Raw genomic sequence first — 17,421 nt, 5'->3', positions numbered from 1 at the left:
AGCCGTTTTAAAGCGCGTTCCGTCTTGAATCGCTTCCAAAGCGAAGAGCAATCGGTCGCGACCCTGTAGCACAGCTGCAGCGGGCGTGGAAGGTTGCCGCTTTGAAGACGAGGCGAGACAGGGAAGCGCAAACGGATTGTATCTCGACATAACAGATTTACGCTGCTTAAACGTTTGTCTACATGATGAAAATCCCGCCTCTGTTGTTTCAGAAGCGGGATTTTTGGGTTTATCCGAGTGACAAATATTTGACTTCGAGGTAATCCTCGATGCCGTAGACACCGCCTTCACGGCCGAGTCCACTCTCTTTGTAGCCGCCGAATGGTGCTTGTGCAGCAGACGGTGCGCCGTCATTTAAGCCGACGATGCCGTACTCGAGTTTTTTACCGAGTAGGAGCGCTTCATCGATTCGTTCAGAAAACGCATATGCGGCAAGACCGTATGGTGTATTGTTCGCCCGTTCGATGACTTCGTCAAGTGTCTCGAAGACCGAGATCGGTGCGAGCGGACCAAACGTTTCTTCCTGCATACAAATCATGTCTTCCGTGACATTCGCGAGGACTGTCGGTGTAACGAAGTAACCGACCGAGTCATCGATCGTACCGCCTGTTAAGATCGTTGCGCCTTTCGCAACCGCGTCGTCGATGTGTGCTTTGACTTTCTCGACGGCTTTCGCGTTAATCAAGGGTCCGATCGTTGAATCGGCGTCAAGACCGTTCCCGACTTTTAGTTTGTTCACTTCCGCGACGAACTTCTCTGTGAACGCGTCGAGCACAGAGGCTTGGACGTAAAAGCGGTTCGTTGCGACGCAGGCCTGGCCGCCGTTGCGGAATTTCGAGCGGATTGCTTGTGTCACGGCTTTATCGATGTCCGCATTTTCCGTGACGATGAACGGTGCATGACCCCCGAGTTCGAGTGATAGTTTTTTCATCGTATCGGCTGCTTGACGCATGATCAATTTACCGACGGCAGTAGAGCCTGTGAACGTGATTTTGCGAACACGGCGTTCTGCTTGCCAGACACCGCTGATTGTTGCGGCGTCACCTGTCAAGACGTTGATGACACCATTCGGAATGCCTGCTTCTTCAGCAAGTTCGACGAGGCGAAGGGCTGTGAAAGGTGTTTCTTCCGACGGTTTTAAGACGACCGTACAACCGGCTGCAAGAGCTGGGGCGAGTTTTCGTGTGATCATCGCAGCGGGGAAGTTCCACGGCGTGATCGCGGCGACGACGCCGACCGGTTCTTTTTCGACGAACAGGCGTTTACCCGGAACCGATGCCGGAATTGTTTCCCCGTATATCCGGCGTGCTTCTTCTGCATACCAGCGGACATATTGATTGCCGTAATCGACTTCACCGAGTGCTTCGACAAACGGTTTCCCTTGTTCGCGTGTCATGATGTCAGCTACTTCGTCGCGGTGATCATTGATCAGGCGGTACCAGGCGTCGATTTTATCGGCACGCGCATCCGCCGTTAAGCTTGACCAGGTGACGAAGGCATCGCTCGCCGCGTCGACCGCCCGTAGAGCGTCATCTGCCGAACTGCTTGGGACATGCCCGAGTAATTCTTTTGTTGCCGGGTTAAAGACCGGAATCGTTTGTTCTGTTTCATACCATTGTCCGTTCACTACATTTTTTTCAATCATGTGTTGCACCTCCGTGTGTTTTCATTACGTCCCTAATTAAACACCCGGAAAGTACATTTGTGTACTTCCGCTTTGGAGGGGGGACATAACGGAATGGAATGACCTGGGAAAACTACGATTTTTAATAATGGATTGATTCGAGTCAGATTTCGTGAGAAGACATTGAACATTGACTTTAAGCCGATTGCGGAATACCGCTTAAAAAAATCCGATATTGTCAGCCCGCGCCGTGTGTTGTAAAGAAACGAGTCCCGCGACTTGTTTCTTCAGACTGTAGGCAACGTGCTACCTGGGAGATCAAGCGTCTGTTTTCGTTGCTTTCCTCGGGCGAGGCGCAAGCCGTTGCTCCTTGATCCTAACGGACAACGAGCAGGGTCTTGCCTGCCTCTGAAAAGTGCGCTAAACACGCACTTTTTCCCGCAGGAGTCAACGAAACGTGACGCTTTTTAGGGCATGCCATGAAGGAAATCCAGGCATGCAGGCGGTTTAGAGCGCAATCTGTCTTGAATCGCTTTAAAGACGAGGCGAGACAGAGAAGTGCGAACAGATCGCCTTTCGATATCGCATATTAAAAGTTTGTTTACATTAAGAAACAAGTCCTGTGACTTGTTTCTTTTTTTAGCTTACCAGACCGGTCAGTCGCTCACCCCGAAGACGATATGTCTCCAAGTGAAGCTGAAGCGGATTATCCTGTACCGGATGTTGCTCGGTTTCCTGTAACAATTGTTTCGTCCGTTCAACGAAATGCAGATTGAAGCAGCCCGAGAGCCACAGCAACGAAGCCAGTCGCGGATCATCTTTCGGCACGAGCATGGTTGGAGAGTTGTAGTGGGCCAGTAATGATTTAGCGAGACGACCAGATACATCATGCGATTCGATACTCTCCGTCCGGGCATACCATTTGATCAGCCAGGCCAAATCTTGCACGCGGTCCGTTGCGCCGATATGTTCATGGTCGACAATTCCGACGATTTGTTGATTCGGATTCCATAAGACGTTAAGCGAATTCAAGTCGGTCGAGATGACCGGTTGAGTAGAAAAATGGTTTCTATGTTTCGTAACGTCAATATATTGGTGCGCAAGACTCAGATACTCCTGAAACGAATCCTGGACCGATTCCTGCATCGATGAAAACGAAAGCTCTTGCAAATCATGGAACCAACGCTGATAGGCTATCGTATGGTCGACGTAAGGAAAGTGAAACGCCTGATAGTTGCGTGACAAATCATGCACTTGACGGGCTAATGTTCCAATTTGAGCAGCGGAATGCATCGTATTGGCTGTCACATGGTGTCCGTCCATCCAGTGAAACAGACAACATGTCCACTTTTGTCCGGTTGAATCCTGGATTGTCGTGAAAAGCTCCTCATGTATCGGTTGCACGCGTTTCATGAACGGAATATCATGTGCCCGCAGATAATCGGTATACCGCAACTGTTCCGTAAGTAGATCCGGTGTGGATCGGGACAGGGTAGATTCGGCATAACGCTTTTCCGGTAACAGGCGAATCGAATAGAAAAGTCCGTCAATCGATATTTTGTAGTGTTTATCGTCATGTTTGCCATGTGTCGTTAATGAGTTAGGAGCGACTTTCAACGAGTGAAAAACGAGACCGAAACTGTTGACTGCCTGTTCGATCAAGGGGTAATCGTTTTTTGGATACATACATGCTTAGTCCTTTCTGCGGACAGTTGGTGCAGATGTGGAATGTTCATCTGAGAGCTGAAACGATGCCGGTTGCGTTCCGTCCTGATCCGTGAAGCCGTAGTCGCGTGCGAGATCCGAGACGAATAAGGCTTGCCCGGTCCGATGCATTACGGTCGAATCATTCAAAAGGGCGACGACAGCCCGGCCGACGTACGCGGTGGTTTCGGTCGCATCACTGCTGAATCCTGCGTCCACGACCCGTTCCGTCCGCATGAAACCGGGACACAGCGCAATAACAGTGATGTGACTCTCCCGAAGTTCCTGCCCCATGACACACGTCATCCGGTTGATCGACTGCATCGCCAAATCATAATACAGGTTGCCGGCGGCTTGATTCGGGCTGAACGACGTCAAATTGACGATCAATGCTGCCGGACTTTGCTGAAGCAACGGAACAGCGGCTCGCGTCGTCAGCAGATAGGCTTTCGGTCCGGCGACCATCATCGCGTCCCAGTGCTCCGGCGGTCGTTCCCAAAACCGCTTGCCCTGTCCGGAAGGAAGCGAGGCTTCCGAACCGCCGAACACACTGTTGACGAGCAAATCAATTCGTCCGTGTCGCGTTTGAATCTGTTGGAACAAACGGGTAATGTCGTCCGGATCCGTATGGTCGCAGCGGACCGGAATGCCAATACCACCACGAGCCGTGACACCGGCGGCCGTCTCTTCAATCGTTTCCGGACGATTGTCGGTCGTCCCGTTCTGTGTACTGCGCCCGGTCACATAAACCGTTGCCCCAGCTTGTCCGAGTTCGTAAGCAATCCCGCGTCCGGCGCCGCGTGACGCACCGGTGACGACTGCGATTTTTCCAATCCATGCTGTCATGAAGTCCTCCAATCGAATATGTAATACATCAAACAGGGACTCTCCATGACGCTCGGAAGTCCCTGTTGCTTCGTTGTGCTTAAAACCCTTTAATCGTCATCCCGCCGTCGACGAACAATGTCTGACCGGTGATGTATGATCCGGCGTCCGACGCAAGGAAGACGGTCGGACCGACGAGTTCCGTCAGTTCACCGACCCGTCCGAGCGGTGTCACGTCGACGATGTCCTTTAAGTACGCCGGATCGGCCAGTAACGGTTCCGTCAGCGGCGTCTTGAAATACCACGGACCAATCGCATTGACGCGGATATTTTTCGGACCCCATTCGAGGGCAAGGACTTTTGTCATCTGAATCAAGGCCGCCTTCGTCGTCGCGTAGACGACACCGGTCCGTAAGGCGACGTGACCTGCGACCGAGGCGATGTTAATGATGTTGCCACCCGTGTCCTGCATCCGGCGTCCGACTTCCTGCGAAAACAGGAAGGCCGACTTCAAGTTCGTCTGTTGAATCGTTTCCCATTCGTCTTCCGTGACGTCAAGCGCTTTCGAGCGGATGTTCATCCCGGCATTGTTGACAAGCGTATCAATCCGGTCGACGAGCGTATAGGCTTGTTCAACCGTCGCGACGACTTGTTTCCGGTCCGTCACGTCACACGTCAAGACGAACGCCTGTCGACCGAGTGCTTCAATCCGGCTTGCCGTCTCTTGTAAATCCGCTTCCGTCCGGGCGACGAGGATGACGTCAGCGCCAGCTTCTGCCATCCCGATGGCAAGTGCTCGTCCGATGCCGCGTCCGGCTCCGGTCACGAGGGCAGTTGTTTGATCAAGTCGAAAAGTCGGTAAGTACATCTGGCCACATCCTATCTTAAAAAGTCTGTCTTTACTGTACGTCTAAATTGACTGAAAAGAAAGAATAATGATTAAGGCGTCGCCCAAATTTTAGGAGGAGAAGCAGGGGAACGGGCGGACAGGTCCGAATAAAAGTATTTATGACTAAATCAATGAGGAGGAAACGTCTTGAAAAAATCTTGGTTCTGCCTTGCCGGGAGTCTGCTCGTGCTCAGCGGCTGCGGAAACGAAAATTATACGAGTGAAAAAGCACTTAAGAATGGGGACATCGTCCGGCACATGACGGAGCTTGAAAACGGTGAACGGTTTCAAGAGTTTATCAATCGCGTCGAGCGACAGGAAACAGATGACATCCGGATCACTTCCTATACGATAGAAGGTGACCCGATTTTTCAGGACGTCACGTATGACGGAAAACAGTTCCATTATTCACTCGACTCGTCGCAGGATGAGTTCGGGAACGAGGCGGACGACCGGGACGGGGAAAGCTGTCAGGCGTTGAAAAAAGACCAAATAGACGAAACGCACGTCTATCTGTTGACGGATTGTGCCGAAGGAGAAGATCATCCGTTACTCGAAGCGACAGCAGCAGAGCTTGAATAATGAATCAGCCTTCCGGAATCGCTTCATACAAGTACGCTTGATTTTTTTCGAAGATATATAGGACACCAGTCGTATCGCCCCGGTACAGTTTCGTTCCTGCCGACCAGTCTGTCGCCATCCCTTCTGCTAAGGGCTCGTCTGCGGTCGCTTGTTTCGTGACGGTCGCAAACGATTTGACGTCTGCCTGTGTAAGCGTCACGGGTGCACCGGATAGCCGGTAAACACGATCCTTGATTCGGATTAAGTCGGCATCTTTGTTTTGACGGGCTTCTGCGGCGATTGTATCAGTCGTCGAAACACGTGTCGTATCGTCGGAACAGCCGCTTAACGGGAGGAGACTGGCAGCGAGGGCAAGTGAAAGGATACGTTTCATAAAGTGATACCTCGTTTCTTAAGAATCGATGATTGGTTTCTTACAGTTATACGGTAGAATCAAAGGTTAGGTTTTTTAAATCCTGTTTTTCCTTTAAAACGACTCAATCAATCGTTGCATCGTGTCCTGGAACGAGCGGACAGGTGTGTAGCCGAGCGTCTTGATTTTATCCGTTGTATAGAGGGGACGTTCGACCGGTCGGTCCGGCACCTGATAGGGTTTACCGGACGCTTTAATCAGTTGCATCCGAAATTCGGTCTCCGGGATGTTGGCGTCGACTGCATGAAAGATATCTCCCGGTGTTGCGCGCCGGACGGCAAGGTGAACCATCTCCGCCAGATTATCGGCGTGCACCCAGTTGACGACATCATCCGGATGGACCCATGTGACGACTTTTGTTTCCTGCATCCGTTTGACTTGCCGGTCGCCCCAGTAAGAGTTTTCTTCGGCACAGATTGCACCGGGACGGAGGATGATGACGTCAAGCCCGTCAGCCGCATACTGCTGTAAAATCCGTTCGGACCGTACCTTCGTCAAGATGTACGGTGCCGCGTGATCGTCGCTCAGTGGCGTCGCTTCCGTTATGAGACCGCCCGCCGGTTCGCCGTAAACGGAAGTCGTCGAGATGTGGAGGAACAAGGCGTGCGCGTCAAGCGCGGCAGCCGCGAGGTGTTCGACTCCGGTGACGTTCGCTGCTACGGCAAGTTTGATGTCGTCCCCGAGATAAGCGGCACAGTGGACGACGATGTCGATGTCCTGCATCGCTGTTTCAAGCGCTGCGGCGTCCGTCAAGTCACCGAACGCGGGCGTAATCCCGAGCTGTTTGCAATAATCGGCTTGCGCTTCGCTCCGGACGAGTCCGCGGACTTCGGTTGCTTCTTCTATAAAACGGCGGGCGACCCGTGGACCAAGTGTCCCGCTGATCCCGGTGACGAGAATCCGTTTTCCTTTGATATCCATGAAAATTACCTTCTTTCTATCGTTAATTGACGTGCTCAATCGTTTCGACAACCGGCTCCTGATTTTTCCTGAATTCGAACTGGATGACGTCATGTTTCTTTAAAGCGGATCTGTTGTCCCGCTTGCCATCAATCCGTGTATTTCGGTCAACCGTGACTTCCGTCAACGCATAGGAAGCGTCCGGGTCCTGGTCGTCCGGTCCTAAAGAGATCTGGTCTCCTTGTATGTCGACGATGACGTAGGCGTCGTTTGCCGAACAGGCGCATTAAACGAATGACGTCAGGAAACTGACCAATAAGAACTGGATTTTGTATCTCATGGATTCCACCTACACTTTCTTCATATATTAATTAGCATCACGTTAAACTTTGCTTCGTATGGATATGACGCTCACTACAGGAGGACACAGATGAGTCGATTCGTAAAAGGGATGTTATTCGGTGTTGGATTAATTCTTATAACTACTATATTACTCGGAGTTTTCTTCATCCGGTCGATGCAGCCGGACGAGGAGCAAGAAAAAATCGTCAAACGCCAAGCAGAAGCTTATCTAGAACAACATTATAAAGAGGCCGAAGTTGTAGATGTCTACTTTGACAACATGGGGAATCATGTAGCATTTGATTACGCGGCTCAAGTCATCGATCGCAAAACAGGCATTGAGTTTTTAGTCTATCTCGATCAGTCGACAAACAAAGTTGTGGATACCTATTACGTAGAACAGTGGACAGCAGATGTGGTTGCGGTCATCCAGCCGTCAGTTGGAGAGGTGTTCGGGAACGATGCTGATTATCTTGTCCATTTTGATGAAGAAAGCGTGATGGCGTTAAATCTTCAGCCGGGTGCCGAGGTGGATTATCGTGATACGAAACTTCCACCGACAATCAGTATCACCCTTCACCGAAAGCAACAAACCCCTGACAAAAAGCGTTTAAACAACTTGAGTACAACACTACAGTCAAACAACTACCTCTCTCATGGCAAAATTCAAGTCGAATATGTGGATGAAGAGGGTGAGGTATTTGAAGGTGGGGAGGAATTGCAAGCAGTGTTTTAAAACATTACTTCAAAACAGTCCAGGCATCATATGTTTCTGCCTCAATCCCTAACTGCGCCGACCGGATCCAGTCGAAGGCTTTGAGAACGAGCGGTGATGCATTGTCAGGCGTCACGTCCTGTTCCGAGACCCAGACAGCCCCGAGAGAATCCTGTCCGTCGAATTGCTCCGGAACAGTAATGGCACCGCCGATTGCCTTGACGGTGTAGTAGACGGCGATGTGGTGGACGTCGGTGAAACTTCGCCAAAGCCACGGGAGTTTAAAGTCAATCACGCCGATGTTTTGGAGGATTTCGATTTCGAGCCCCGTCTCCTCGCGGAACTCGCGACGCATCGCATCGGCTAACACTTCGCCCGCTTCGAGGCTACCTCCCGGGAGATCATAGCGATTAATGTACGGACCGCCATTTTTGTTGATGACTAATAATTGATGGTCTTTTACGAGTAAGCCATAGACGCCAAACGCGCGATGGCAGGTAGTTACTGACATATGTAACGACTCCTTTTTCAGTTGATAGTATGCTGCAAGAGGGTGATTAAGGATTGGAACAGACCTATAAGATAGTCGGTTCCGAAGAACAGGATCCAGACGGCAAGCGGTATTTCAAGGCTCATCAATGCCTGCGTCCATCGGTACGTCGCTTGTCTTCTTCGTAAATGACAATCAACCGTAAAGAACAGGACGGCAGCGATCACGCTGAGGAAAGCGATGAGTGGGTTGATGATAAGAAAAACGAGACCAAACGACACATGGAGTATGCCGGAAAGAACGACTTCTTTTGCATTCTTTGTTTGATTACGGTAGATGAATCGACTGAATATCTCACTCAAAATCGATGTCGTCACACCATAAAGGAAGATGACCGGAAAGCTGTACATCAAATAGGCAGGAATACTGATGATCACGGTAGAGAGGTAGCGCAGGATTGAATAACCGATATCAGCACTCGGATCAGGAACGAACAGCCCGAGTACGATTGCATATAGTGAGCCTGTAAGCGATCCGGCAATGATTTTACGGTAAAAGACTGGAATCACGTCCATTCTTTGAGGCTGTGTGTATTCAAATGAATGAATGTCCGAGTATACTAGCAATATAGGAGGTTGATGCAAATTGAAGAAAAATTATACAGTCATGTTTCTTTTGCTGTATGCTGCCGCCATCATGGGGGGACTTGGACTGAGTAACCTGTTTGACTTCGCGATGTTCGTCGGTGCTGGTTTAGGGACTCTTTTCCTATTGTGTGCGATAGTATTTGTCGGAAAAAAGCAAAAGTCATCGAAGACACAGTAATATCTAGTGCTGTGTCTTTTTTGTTATATCTGGCTGTATGGTTTCGGCTGGTACGCTTTATGGATTGGTAAAAAATAAAACTATTAATTATATATGATTATAATGATAAAATGTGGAATTTAAAAGGATAAATTGGATTTCATAATAATGATAAGATGAAAAATGACGAATATTAAACATTAATCCAAGTATTGTTCATTAACTGTTTTATCAAGACGATTGGCCACTTGTTATTGTAGCTACTTGTATTCGAATTCGAACATTTCTTGGGAGGAGGAAATAATGTGGACATCCAATTATCGAGCTGTACCGCAAAAGACTTAGAAGCACTATATGCCTTTGAAATCGAAAACCGTCTCTACTTCGAACAATCAATCCCTTCCCGGGGCGACGCCTATTACTTGCCGGAGACGTTCAAGGAACGACACGCGGCGCTCCTGCAGGAACAGCAAGACGGCAGTTCGTTTTTTTACCTGATCAAGGATGAGGGCGGAACAATTCTCGGGCGGATCAATCTGGTTGACCGGAACCAAATCGAAAAAACTGCCCAACTCGGCTACCGGATTGGACAAGTCCATGCGGGAAAAGGAATCGCAAAGGAAGCCGTCCGTTTGCTACTTGGACAATGCCGGGAACACGACATTGATGAAGTCGAGGCCAAAACGACGGATGCAAACATCGCTTCGCAAAAAATCTTGACGCACAACGGATTTAAGCGCGTAGACAAGAAAGAAGAAGTGGCGTTCAACGGTCAACGGATACAGTTGATGCATTACAGCTGGAAACGATAAGGTGTTTTTAGCGAATTTCCCCATTGAGCGGAGTCATTTTTTAGGGGGAGTAAGGCGTCGCTTAAGGTTAAATTCGTTTTACCTATTCGAATAATACCATTTAAATAAGGTGAATATCTTATTCGAAATGGAATATGTTATAGTAAGTAAGTTAAAAAATACCATCTGTTCATGGGGGGAGTAAGGAATGACTGTACGGAAAAATATCGTCTATAACGTCTTATTCAATGAGACGCGAGATCAGTTGTTGATGGTCAAAAACATCGGCCCGTCGTATTCGTACTACACGTTACCGGGCGGGACGGTCGAAGCAGGTGAGACCTTACCGGAAGCCGCGATTCGCGAAGCGAAGGAAGAGACCGGTTTTGACGTCGAAGTCGGAGACCTGTTACACGTCAGTGAAGCCTTTTTCCCGCAAGTCGACGAACACTGCCTGTTCTTCTTTTTCACGGCGGAAATCGTCGGTGGTGTCATCGGGACCGTCTTCCCGGATGAAATCGAAGACATCACATGGGTCTCGATTCCGGACGCCGTCCGCTACATGCAGCTCGAGCCGGAGTATGAACACATCTTGACGAAACAACAAACGGTGCCGTATATCTTTAACGGGCAAATCACACATTAAGACGGGAGTGTAACCGATGAGAATCATCGAAACAACGGATGTCGACATCCTCGCCCGACTCAACCGGTACGTCCATGAGCCGCATGTGCGTCAGCAACCGCATCATTTTAAGCCGTACGACGTCGATGCCGTCCGTGCTTTTTTTACGAACATCGCCGGGGAAGCGCTGTATCAGTTCCTTGTCCTCGAAGTGGAGGATGAAGCGATCGGTTACGCGTGGATTGAGTACGTCAGACGTGCTGAGAGTGCATTTAAGTTTGCTGACGCGAAAGTCCGTGTCCATCACCTCTGTATCATGGATACGAAACAGCAGAACGGCTACGGTCGCCTGTTGCTCGAAGACATTGAACGGCGGGCACGCGAGCAAGGAATACATAAGGTTGAACTCGATTACTGGATGAGTAACGATGGGGTCGAGGTGTTCTACGAACGAATCGGTTTTGAAAAAACGCGGCAGGTCGTCGCGAAGTCGCTCGATTGACGAAAGAAAGATTGGTTCAGATTTGAATGGTTTTCTTGGCATTTCCGTCAATCATTTACGCCTTGAATCCGTTACGCAAGAATACCGATTACTAAGCTGCACCTTGTCTTCAATGAGAAGACAAGGTGTTTTTGTGTAAAAAATGGAATGTAAGCGAGTAAGTTAACTGAAATCAGGGTATTTTTTTAACAAGCGATAGATCACAGAAGACTTTTTCAGGAGGAGGGATTGGATGTACTTTCTATTCATCGGCTACTACGATGCAGAAAAGATGGATCAGTCTTCGCAAGAAGAACTCGATACCGTCATGGAACGCTGTAATCGACCGTTGGAACAGTTTTTTAAACTGACGCGTGTCGTGCAGGAGTGGCATCCGGGGGCGGACATGAAACGGGCCAGTTTATCGGGTGGTCAGATTGAGCGGCAGGATGGACCGGATCGGCATAATTCGGAACAGATTGGCAGCCTGATCATTTTTGAAGCGGATGATTTGGAACAAGCCGTCGAATTGGCGCTGCTCCACCCGACGACTCAGATTGCGGAAGCGGAACAGTACGGCTGGCGGATGGAAGTCCGACCGCTGCTGGATGTCACGCCTGCGTCATGATAAAGGAGTTACATGAAACAAAGCTCGAGATTCCGAAACACAAGGGAACTCGAGCTTTGTTTTTGGATAGCGGATTATCCGTTTTAGTTATGACCAATCAAACCGAGTAAGGTCTTGTGATGCGTCGCGTCACGCGTCACGAGCGACAATTCACGTTTGACATCGAACCCTGTAATCGGCAATGTCCGGATTTCCGGGGGAAGTCCGTCCTGGAAAATCTCCGGTAAGATGGCGATGCCGAGCTTAGCGCGGATGAAACCGAGCACGCTTGATCCGAACTCCATCTCGGAAGCGGCCGTATAGGTCGCACCGCGCTCTTGGAACGCCGCCTTTAGGATGTTCGTCGAGTCGCAGTCGGTCGGTAACGACAGGAACGAAGCAGCCTCGATTTGGTCGAACCGGACGTCGTCGCATCCCGTAAACCGTTCATCTTCACGGTGAAAATAGAGTAAAAATTGTTCCGTATAGAGATGCGTCGACGGATACGGATGGTCAATTTGACGGTCATCGAGCAGGACGCCGTCGTAATGGTGTTGCTCAAGTCCTGCCATCAACTCGACATACGTATGGGCCGTCTTGATTTTAAGTTCCGGACCGTTCGCCGACGGATGGAGCGCCAAGTGTTGTGGTAAGTAGGACATCGCGACACTCGGCCATGAACCGAGTGTAAACGAAACTTGTCCCTCTAATTGATCGATTTGCCGTTGCATGTCGCTCAGTTGCGACAAAATCTGTAAGGCTTGCGCATAGACGATTTCGCCGGCCGGGGTCAAAGCAACCCCCGTCGCCGAGCGGTGAAAGACGTTTGTACCGAGATAGTGTTCTAAATTCTTAATCTGTTTACTGAGTGCCGGTTGTGTCAAATGCAACAGTTCACTCGCTTTCGTCAAACTTTTTGTTTCAGCCGTCATCTGAAACGCTTCTAACCATTCCGTTTTCATGACAATCCCACACTTTCTTCGTCGTTCACTGTGATTGACGATACAACAGAACTGCTCTTGACAACAATCAATTCGCTCAAAAATGTATATTCTGCTAAGAAGATGTAGAGGAGATGACAGCGATGACAGTACCGATGTTGCAGTGGCACATGTGAAATGAAAAAGACACTCCCCGTAAACAGTTCGGAGAGTGTCTTTTTGTTGTGACCGTGTGATGCGAAATCAGACTTAACGTTGCGTTTCGTAGTAGCGGACAGCTTCGCGCCAACTCGAAAAGCGTTCAATCAACAACGTCAGTGAGGGGGCATGTTGTTCACGTGCCCAGACGGCATAGGTCTGACTCGTCATCCGGTCACCGAGCGCGGCGTGGGCGCGTCGTAAGCCGTCGAGGCAATCCGCGTCCGAAAAGCAGCCGTTCGACGTTAATTCGAACTGGGCCAATGCATTTTTCCATGTACCGTAATGGCGGATGATCGTATTGGCACTGACCATCCGCCGTTCCGTTTCGCGTAGCTCAGAATAGCGTTTAATCGTCACGCGGGTACCGTGCGTTTCGACGTAATGGGCGATACTTTGTTCGATTGTCCAGCGTGTTTTTGAAACCGTCCCGGGTCGGGGGCGGTTCAACGTATGACGCTCGGACGCATTAAGTTCTGTTTCCATGATGATTCCTGCTTGTTGTAACAGGTTGGTCCAGGAACCGAAACGTTGCTCGAGTTCCTCGAGCGAAGGATATGGAAGATGTGCCGCCAGTTTTTGATAATGAGCGGCTTTCATAGGTGTCGGGTGGATGTGATGGAGTCCTTGAATCAGTCGGATGATTTTTTCATCTTCCGTCAACACAGGTGGATGTGAATGGGTGGTCTTTCGCATATTGACGTCTCCCTTATGATATAAAAAAACATAATTTCAGTTTATCAGTTCCATATACGTCCGTGAACTAACAAAATCGTAAGGTTCGTTTGTCGGCGCAAAGATGACTGAAAATTAAAAATGGATGATAACAGGGTAATTTGTAAATAAAAACAAGCTTCCGGCTTCAAATCGGTCATCGGCTGACCGATATTCTACTTGAGATGAAACCAGGGAGGAAACATTATGAAATGGTTGTCTAAGAAACAAACAGCAAATCACTTCGAAGCAGAGCGGGAACAAGAAGCAAACCACGTTCAGCTTGAGCTCGGAGCCGATTTAGTGAAGCAACTCCGATTGATTGACTTGACGGTCGATGATTTACAAAACGTCCGGATCATCCGCCACGACGTCAAGGACTGGATGCCACAGATGGTCGATGCCTTTTATGCAGAACTCGTCCGTGTGCCGGAACTGAAACAACTGATTGAACAGCATTCAACACTCGAGCGGTTAAAAGGGACGCTCGCGACCCACATCCTGCAAATGTTCGAGGGGAAAATTACAGATGCCTATATCGAAGTCCGGCAACGGATTGCGCACCGTCATGTTCAGATCGGCTTACAAAACAAATGGTACATCGCGGCTTTCCAAAACGTCCTGAATGTATTCAACGACCAGGTTAAGCAATGTGCATGGCCGGAACTTGAAAAGATGAAAATCTTACATTCAGTCGGAAAGTTGTTTAATCTGGAACAACAAATCGTCTTGACGATGTACGAAGACATGGTCGACCGGGAACGGCAAGACGTCCTCGACGCAAAACAACGAATTGGCGTCGCGGTCCAAAAATCGACCGAAGAACTGGCGGCGATGAGTGAAGAATCGTCAGCAAGTTTCCAAGAGATGGAGCGGCACGCGAACAACGTCTCGATGACGACGGAACAAATCTCAAGCCAGTTGGCAGAGGCCGTCAAAGAAGCGGAAGACGGCGTCAAACTGGTCGAAGCGGAAACGAAACGGTTCGAAGACGTCGTCAGCGACATGAAAGCAACGACGGAGCAGGTCGCCCAGCTTGCGTTCCTGTCGCAAGAAATCGAGCGGATCGCCGCGATGGTAACGGCAATTTCCGATCAGACGAATTTATTAAGTCTGAATGCTTCAATCGAAGCGGCACGCGCTGGCGAGATGGGACGCGGCTTTACCGTCGTCGCCCAAGAAATCCGCAAATTAGCAGAAGAAAGTAAACGATCGGCAGCGGAAGCGTCCGATATCGCGCAAGAAATCACGTCAAAGATGATGACGGTTTCGGGTCAGATGGCGGGGACGGAACAATCAGTCACGCAGACGACAAATGAGCTTGCCCGAGTCGTCTCGGCCTTCACGATGATTTCGAATCAGACGATTCATGTCTCAAAACAACTCGTCGATTTGTCGAACGACACCCAGGATGTCGCCGGGACAATCGAAGGAATGCGGACCGTCGCAGAATCGATTGCCGAGACAGCAGATGATCTCCAGGACGTCGCAACGACGTTATGACGTGCTGCTAACTAAAAGGGCGCAGCTCCCGTTGCGGAACTGCGCCTTACGTTTATAATACATTAGCAATCAAGTGACTTCGGTATCGTTCCGGAGTCACTTTTTTAGTGCGCTTGCGTAAGTGTTTCACCACGACGCGGTGCTCAGCGAATCGTTTTTAAGGCCGTCGCCCACGGGATGACCTGGTCAAGCATCTGGTTCACGGAAGTTTCCTGGACGGAGGCTGCCTTTAACACAGCTCCATTTTCAAAATCCGTGAACAACGATAAAGCGGGGTGGACGCGGACATCGGCAACCATCAATTCACCTAAGATGCCGCGTAAATGTTCTGCCGCCCGGGCACCGCCGACTGAACCGTAGGAGACAATGCCTGCCGCTTTGTTGTGCCACTCGACACGGAGGTAATCAAGGGCATTTTTTAACGAAGCAGAGATTGAGTGGTTGTACTCCTGGGTGATGAAGACAAACCCATCCTGCGCCGCAATTGCCTCGGACCAGGCGGTTGCACCTGTCGCGTCGCCGTCCTTTTCACCGAGTAGCGGCAATTTGTACTCCGCGATGTCAATGATCGTATAGTTGGCGTCGCCGCGTCGGTCGGCCAGTTGTTTGACCCAGCTGCCTACCTGCGGACTTAAGCGGCCTTCCCGTGTTGAGCCTAAGATGATGCCGATATTTAAGTGTGTCATGTTCGTTTCCTCCTCTTAAAGTAGTGTTTCCTTCTTAAAGATATTCTTTTTCAATCGTCCGTGTGCTTCGGACGGTATCGATCGGACGGACCATTTGTTCGATTTGTTGCCGTTGTGATTCGAGGAATGGGGGTAAGGATAACTTTTCTCCGACCGTTTCATACGGCTCATCACCTAGGAAACCGGGACCGTCTGTCGCCCATTCGAACAACACGCCGCGGGCGACCCGGGCATAAAGGGATTCAAAGAAGAATCGGTCGACGTAGCCCGATGTATTGAATTGTAACTGGTGCATCCGCTCGATCCATTCATTTAAGGCAGCCGTGTCTTCGACGCGGAACGCGACGTGGTGGACGGTGCCAAACCCTTGGCGTCCACTCGGCAGTAACAGGTTATGTTCGACGATGACCTGGGCGCCGTTTCCGCCTTGACCCATTTCAAAGAGGTGCAGGGAACCGGCCTGATCGATTTCCCGCATCAGCATCGCTTTTTCCAAGACGTCTTTTAACCGATCGAATTCCGCAATCCGGATATGAATCGGACCTAAGCCCGTAATCGCGAATTCTAATGGAACGGGACCGTTTTGCCATGGCGTTCCGGAGGCGATTCCTTCGTTCAACTCGTCTGAAATCAGCATATACTGCTGGTCGTCGAAATCAACGAACGAGAGGGTCTGTTTCCCGAACTGTTCCTTGATGCCACGATGTTTGACGTCGTATTTATCAAACCGTTTGATCCAGTACTGAAGTGCTTCGTCCGTCGGCACGCGGAAAGCGGTTTTAAAGATTTCATTTGTACCGTGTGTTCCTTTTGGAATGCCTGGGAAATCAAAGAATGTCATATCGGTCCCGGCAGATCCTTTATCGTCAGCAAAAAAGAGATGATACGTCTGAATGTCATCCTGGTTAACGGTCTTCTTGACCAGCCGCATCCCTAAGACATCTGTGAAGAACGCATAGTTTTTTTCGGCACTGCTCGTAATCGCTGTCACGTGGTGGATTCCTTTTAGTTCATTCATGAAAATCGCTCCTCTAATCATAATTATCTCGAATTCGAGATATCTAGTTAAAAAAATTTACTGATTTTTTGCTTGATGGCCGATTTTTTTAACGGTTTCAATCAACGCTTCGATGTCAGACGGTTCAATCCCTTGGAACACCTGATTGATTGCCTGTTCGTGTGCCGGAAAAATCGTATCCATTAATTCTCGGCCTTCTGTGGTGAGTTCGGCAAATGTGACGCGTCCGTCAGTCGGACACGCCTGTCGGACGACGTAGTTCTTTTTTTCAAGCTTATTGATGACATAGGTGATGCTGCTGCTCGTAATCAAGACTTTTTTACCGATCAGTTGAATCGGTTGCCTTCCTTTATGGTACAGCAACTCGAGGACGGAAAAATCGGTCGGATTCAGTCCGGACTTCGCAACATCCTGTTTGATGACTTCATGAAGGGCATCAACGGCCCGAACCATGACGGTCAACGCTTTTAAATTCGGATTCGGCTGTTCCATGTCGTTCACCTCAATTTGTCTTTAAATCAAATATCTTTAATTCGAGATAAATATACCATCTGTTATTTACTTCGTCAA

General features: G+C 49.5%; 21 protein-coding genes. 8 read left to right on the top strand and 13 right to left on the bottom strand.

Annotated elements, in window-relative coordinates; genetic code table 11:
• Nucleotides 1–229: 229 nt before the first annotated feature.
• The 4 genes from KNQ04_RS13105 to KNQ04_RS13090 all read right to left on the bottom strand — a co-directional run bounded on the left by KNQ04_RS13105 (nucleotide 230) and on the right by KNQ04_RS13090 (nucleotide 5,021).
• Complete coding sequence (locus KNQ04_RS13105; protein WP_214851275.1) at nucleotides 230–1,645, bottom strand: NAD-dependent succinate-semialdehyde dehydrogenase; 1,416 nt, start codon at nucleotides 1,643–1,645, stop codon at nucleotides 230–232.
• A gap of 618 nt (nucleotides 1,646–2,263) precedes the next feature.
• Entirely contained in the window at nucleotides 2,264–3,310 is a 1,047-nt protein-coding gene (locus KNQ04_RS13100) for a phosphotransferase (protein ID WP_214851274.1), read from the bottom strand.
• 6 nt (nucleotides 3,311–3,316) lie between these two features.
• Nucleotides 3,317–4,174: an SDR family NAD(P)-dependent oxidoreductase gene (locus tag KNQ04_RS13095; RefSeq protein WP_214851273.1), complete on the bottom strand. Its 858-nt coding sequence runs from the start codon at nucleotides 4,172–4,174 to the stop codon at nucleotides 3,317–3,319.
• 79 nt (nucleotides 4,175–4,253) lie between these two features.
• Nucleotides 4,254–5,021, bottom strand: a complete 768-nt coding sequence (locus tag KNQ04_RS13090) for an SDR family NAD(P)-dependent oxidoreductase (RefSeq protein WP_214851272.1) — start codon at nucleotides 5,019–5,021, stop codon at nucleotides 4,254–4,256.
• A gap of 168 nt (nucleotides 5,022–5,189) precedes the next feature.
• On the opposite strand from KNQ04_RS13090, the gene KNQ04_RS13085 reads away from it, so the two are divergent.
• The gene (locus tag KNQ04_RS13085; protein ID WP_214851271.1) at nucleotides 5,190–5,624 is read left to right on the top strand and encodes a DUF4362 domain-containing protein; all 435 of its coding nucleotides are present in this window, start codon (nucleotides 5,190–5,192) and stop codon (nucleotides 5,622–5,624) included.
• Nucleotides 5,625–5,628: 4 nt separating this feature from the next.
• Here the strand turns inward: KNQ04_RS13085 and KNQ04_RS13080 are convergent, their stop codons facing one another.
• The gene (locus KNQ04_RS13080; protein ID WP_214851270.1) at nucleotides 5,629–5,997 is read right to left on the bottom strand and encodes a hypothetical protein; all 369 of its coding nucleotides are present in this window, start codon (nucleotides 5,995–5,997) and stop codon (nucleotides 5,629–5,631) included.
• 93 nt (nucleotides 5,998–6,090) lie between these two features.
• Nucleotides 6,091–6,957, bottom strand: a complete 867-nt coding sequence (locus tag KNQ04_RS13075; protein ID WP_214851269.1) for an NAD-dependent epimerase/dehydratase family protein — start codon at nucleotides 6,955–6,957, stop codon at nucleotides 6,091–6,093.
• A 409-nt stretch (nucleotides 6,958–7,366) separates the two neighbouring features.
• On the opposite strand from KNQ04_RS13075, the gene KNQ04_RS13070 reads away from it, so the two are divergent.
• Complete coding sequence (locus tag KNQ04_RS13070) at nucleotides 7,367–8,014, top strand: hypothetical protein (RefSeq protein WP_214851268.1); 648 nt, start codon at nucleotides 7,367–7,369, stop codon at nucleotides 8,012–8,014.
• A 4-nt stretch (nucleotides 8,015–8,018) separates the two neighbouring features.
• Here the strand turns inward: KNQ04_RS13070 and KNQ04_RS13065 are convergent, their stop codons facing one another.
• Complete coding sequence (locus tag KNQ04_RS13065) at nucleotides 8,019–8,504, bottom strand: NUDIX hydrolase (protein WP_029329941.1); 486 nt, start codon at nucleotides 8,502–8,504, stop codon at nucleotides 8,019–8,021.
• 17 nt (nucleotides 8,505–8,521) lie between these two features.
• Nucleotides 8,522–9,052: a hypothetical protein gene (locus tag KNQ04_RS13060; RefSeq protein WP_251137053.1), complete on the bottom strand. Its 531-nt coding sequence runs from the start codon at nucleotides 9,050–9,052 to the stop codon at nucleotides 8,522–8,524.
• 76 nt (nucleotides 9,053–9,128) lie between these two features.
• Here KNQ04_RS13060 and KNQ04_RS13055 point away from each other — a divergent pair, with 76 nt between their 5' ends.
• The 5 genes from KNQ04_RS13055 (at nucleotide 9,129) to KNQ04_RS13035 (ending at nucleotide 11,812) form a co-directional block, all read left to right on the top strand.
• Nucleotides 9,129–9,308: a hypothetical protein gene (locus KNQ04_RS13055; RefSeq protein WP_214851266.1), complete on the top strand. Its 180-nt coding sequence runs from the start codon at nucleotides 9,129–9,131 to the stop codon at nucleotides 9,306–9,308.
• A gap of 284 nt (nucleotides 9,309–9,592) precedes the next feature.
• Nucleotides 9,593–10,099: a GNAT family N-acetyltransferase gene (locus KNQ04_RS13050; protein ID WP_214851264.1), complete on the top strand. Its 507-nt coding sequence runs from the start codon at nucleotides 9,593–9,595 to the stop codon at nucleotides 10,097–10,099.
• Between the two features lie 187 nt (nucleotides 10,100–10,286).
• Nucleotides 10,287–10,724, top strand: coding sequence for an NUDIX domain-containing protein (locus tag KNQ04_RS13045; protein WP_214851262.1), 438 nt, complete (start codon nucleotides 10,287–10,289; stop codon nucleotides 10,722–10,724).
• Nucleotides 10,725–10,740: 16 nt separating this feature from the next.
• A complete protein-coding gene (locus KNQ04_RS13040; protein ID WP_214851260.1) occupies nucleotides 10,741–11,205 on the top strand; it encodes a GNAT family N-acetyltransferase in 465 nt (154 codons plus the stop codon).
• A 232-nt stretch (nucleotides 11,206–11,437) separates the two neighbouring features.
• Complete coding sequence (locus KNQ04_RS13035; RefSeq protein WP_214851258.1) at nucleotides 11,438–11,812, top strand: YciI family protein; 375 nt, start codon at nucleotides 11,438–11,440, stop codon at nucleotides 11,810–11,812.
• 83 nt (nucleotides 11,813–11,895) lie between these two features.
• Here KNQ04_RS13035 and KNQ04_RS13030 read toward each other — a convergent pair whose 3' ends face one another.
• Nucleotides 11,896–12,753, bottom strand: coding sequence for a LysR family transcriptional regulator (locus KNQ04_RS13030; RefSeq protein WP_214851257.1), 858 nt, complete (start codon nucleotides 12,751–12,753; stop codon nucleotides 11,896–11,898).
• Nucleotides 12,754–12,981: 228 nt separating this feature from the next.
• Nucleotides 12,982–13,626, bottom strand: a complete 645-nt coding sequence (locus KNQ04_RS13025) for a hypothetical protein (protein ID WP_214851255.1) — start codon at nucleotides 13,624–13,626, stop codon at nucleotides 12,982–12,984.
• Nucleotides 13,627–13,851: 225 nt separating this feature from the next.
• On the opposite strand from KNQ04_RS13025, the gene KNQ04_RS15770 reads away from it, so the two are divergent.
• Nucleotides 13,852–15,147, top strand: a complete 1,296-nt coding sequence (locus KNQ04_RS15770) for a globin-coupled sensor protein (RefSeq protein WP_214851253.1) — start codon at nucleotides 13,852–13,854, stop codon at nucleotides 15,145–15,147.
• Nucleotides 15,148–15,290: 143 nt separating this feature from the next.
• On the opposite strand, the gene KNQ04_RS13015 is transcribed toward KNQ04_RS15770, so the two are convergent.
• Genes KNQ04_RS13015 through KNQ04_RS13005 form a run of 3 tightly spaced genes read right to left on the bottom strand, consistent with a single transcriptional unit; the run spans nucleotide 15,291 to nucleotide 17,343 of the window.
• On the bottom strand, nucleotides 15,291–15,833 hold the full coding sequence (locus KNQ04_RS13015) for an NADPH-dependent FMN reductase (protein WP_214851252.1): 543 nt from the start codon (nucleotides 15,831–15,833) through the stop codon (nucleotides 15,291–15,293).
• 34 nt (nucleotides 15,834–15,867) lie between these two features.
• Nucleotides 15,868–16,851 carry a ring-cleaving dioxygenase gene (locus KNQ04_RS13010; RefSeq protein ID WP_214851250.1) on the bottom strand — a complete coding sequence of 328 codons (984 nt, stop codon included), beginning with the start codon at nucleotides 16,849–16,851 and terminating at the stop codon, nucleotides 15,868–15,870.
• Nucleotides 16,852–16,908: 57 nt separating this feature from the next.
• Nucleotides 16,909–17,343, bottom strand: coding sequence for a MarR family winged helix-turn-helix transcriptional regulator (locus tag KNQ04_RS13005; RefSeq protein ID WP_214851248.1), 435 nt, complete (start codon nucleotides 17,341–17,343; stop codon nucleotides 16,909–16,911).
• Nucleotides 17,344–17,421 lie beyond the last annotated feature (78 nt).

Origin of the sequence: Exiguobacterium sp. s193, assembly GCF_018618755.1 — a bacterium.
GTDB lineage: Bacteria > Bacillota > Bacilli > Exiguobacteriales > Exiguobacteriaceae > Exiguobacterium_A.
Note: the sequence above shows the minus strand (reverse complement) of the source record. Positions and strands in the feature narration are given on the sequence as shown.

What these genes read in the sequence shown, in the direction of transcription:
- KNQ04_RS13100 (WP_214851274.1), bottom strand. Translation starts at nt 3,310, where the DNA reads ATGTATCCAAAAAACGATTACCCCTTGATCGAACAGGCAGTCAACAGT.
- KNQ04_RS13030 (WP_214851257.1), bottom strand. Translation starts at nt 12,753, where the DNA reads ATGAAAACGGAATGGTTAGAAGCGTTTCAGATGACGGCTGAAACAAAA.
- KNQ04_RS15770 (WP_214851253.1), top strand. Translation starts at nt 13,852, where the DNA reads ATGAAATGGTTGTCTAAGAAACAAACAGCAAATCACTTCGAAGCAGAG.
- KNQ04_RS13065 (WP_029329941.1), bottom strand. Translation starts at nt 8,504, where the DNA reads ATGTCAGTAACTACCTGCCATCGCGCGTTTGGCGTCTATGGCTTACTC.
- KNQ04_RS13005 (WP_214851248.1), bottom strand. Translation starts at nt 17,343, where the DNA reads ATGGAACAGCCGAATCCGAATTTAAAAGCGTTGACCGTCATGGTTCGG.
- KNQ04_RS13070 (WP_214851268.1), top strand. Translation starts at nt 7,367, where the DNA reads ATGAGTCGATTCGTAAAAGGGATGTTATTCGGTGTTGGATTAATTCTT.
- KNQ04_RS13010 (WP_214851250.1), bottom strand. Translation starts at nt 16,851, where the DNA reads ATGAATGAACTAAAAGGAATCCACCACGTGACAGCGATTACGAGCAGT.
- KNQ04_RS13095 (WP_214851273.1), bottom strand. Translation starts at nt 4,174, where the DNA reads ATGACAGCATGGATTGGAAAAATCGCAGTCGTCACCGGTGCGTCACGC.
- KNQ04_RS13090 (WP_214851272.1), bottom strand. Translation starts at nt 5,021, where the DNA reads ATGTACTTACCGACTTTTCGACTTGATCAAACAACTGCCCTCGTGACC.
- KNQ04_RS13080 (WP_214851270.1), bottom strand. Translation starts at nt 5,997, where the DNA reads ATGAAACGTATCCTTTCACTTGCCCTCGCTGCCAGTCTCCTCCCGTTA.
- KNQ04_RS13035 (WP_214851258.1), top strand. Translation starts at nt 11,438, where the DNA reads ATGTACTTTCTATTCATCGGCTACTACGATGCAGAAAAGATGGATCAG.
- KNQ04_RS13075 (WP_214851269.1), bottom strand. Translation starts at nt 6,957, where the DNA reads ATGGATATCAAAGGAAAACGGATTCTCGTCACCGGGATCAGCGGGACA.
- KNQ04_RS13025 (WP_214851255.1), bottom strand. Translation starts at nt 13,626, where the DNA reads ATGCGAAAGACCACCCATTCACATCCACCTGTGTTGACGGAAGATGAA.
- KNQ04_RS13015 (WP_214851252.1), bottom strand. Translation starts at nt 15,833, where the DNA reads ATGACACACTTAAATATCGGCATCATCTTAGGCTCAACACGGGAAGGC.
- KNQ04_RS13105 (WP_214851275.1), bottom strand. Translation starts at nt 1,645, where the DNA reads ATGATTGAAAAAAATGTAGTGAACGGACAATGGTATGAAACAGAACAA.
- KNQ04_RS13040 (WP_214851260.1), top strand. Translation starts at nt 10,741, where the DNA reads ATGAGAATCATCGAAACAACGGATGTCGACATCCTCGCCCGACTCAAC.
- KNQ04_RS13045 (WP_214851262.1), top strand. Translation starts at nt 10,287, where the DNA reads ATGACTGTACGGAAAAATATCGTCTATAACGTCTTATTCAATGAGACG.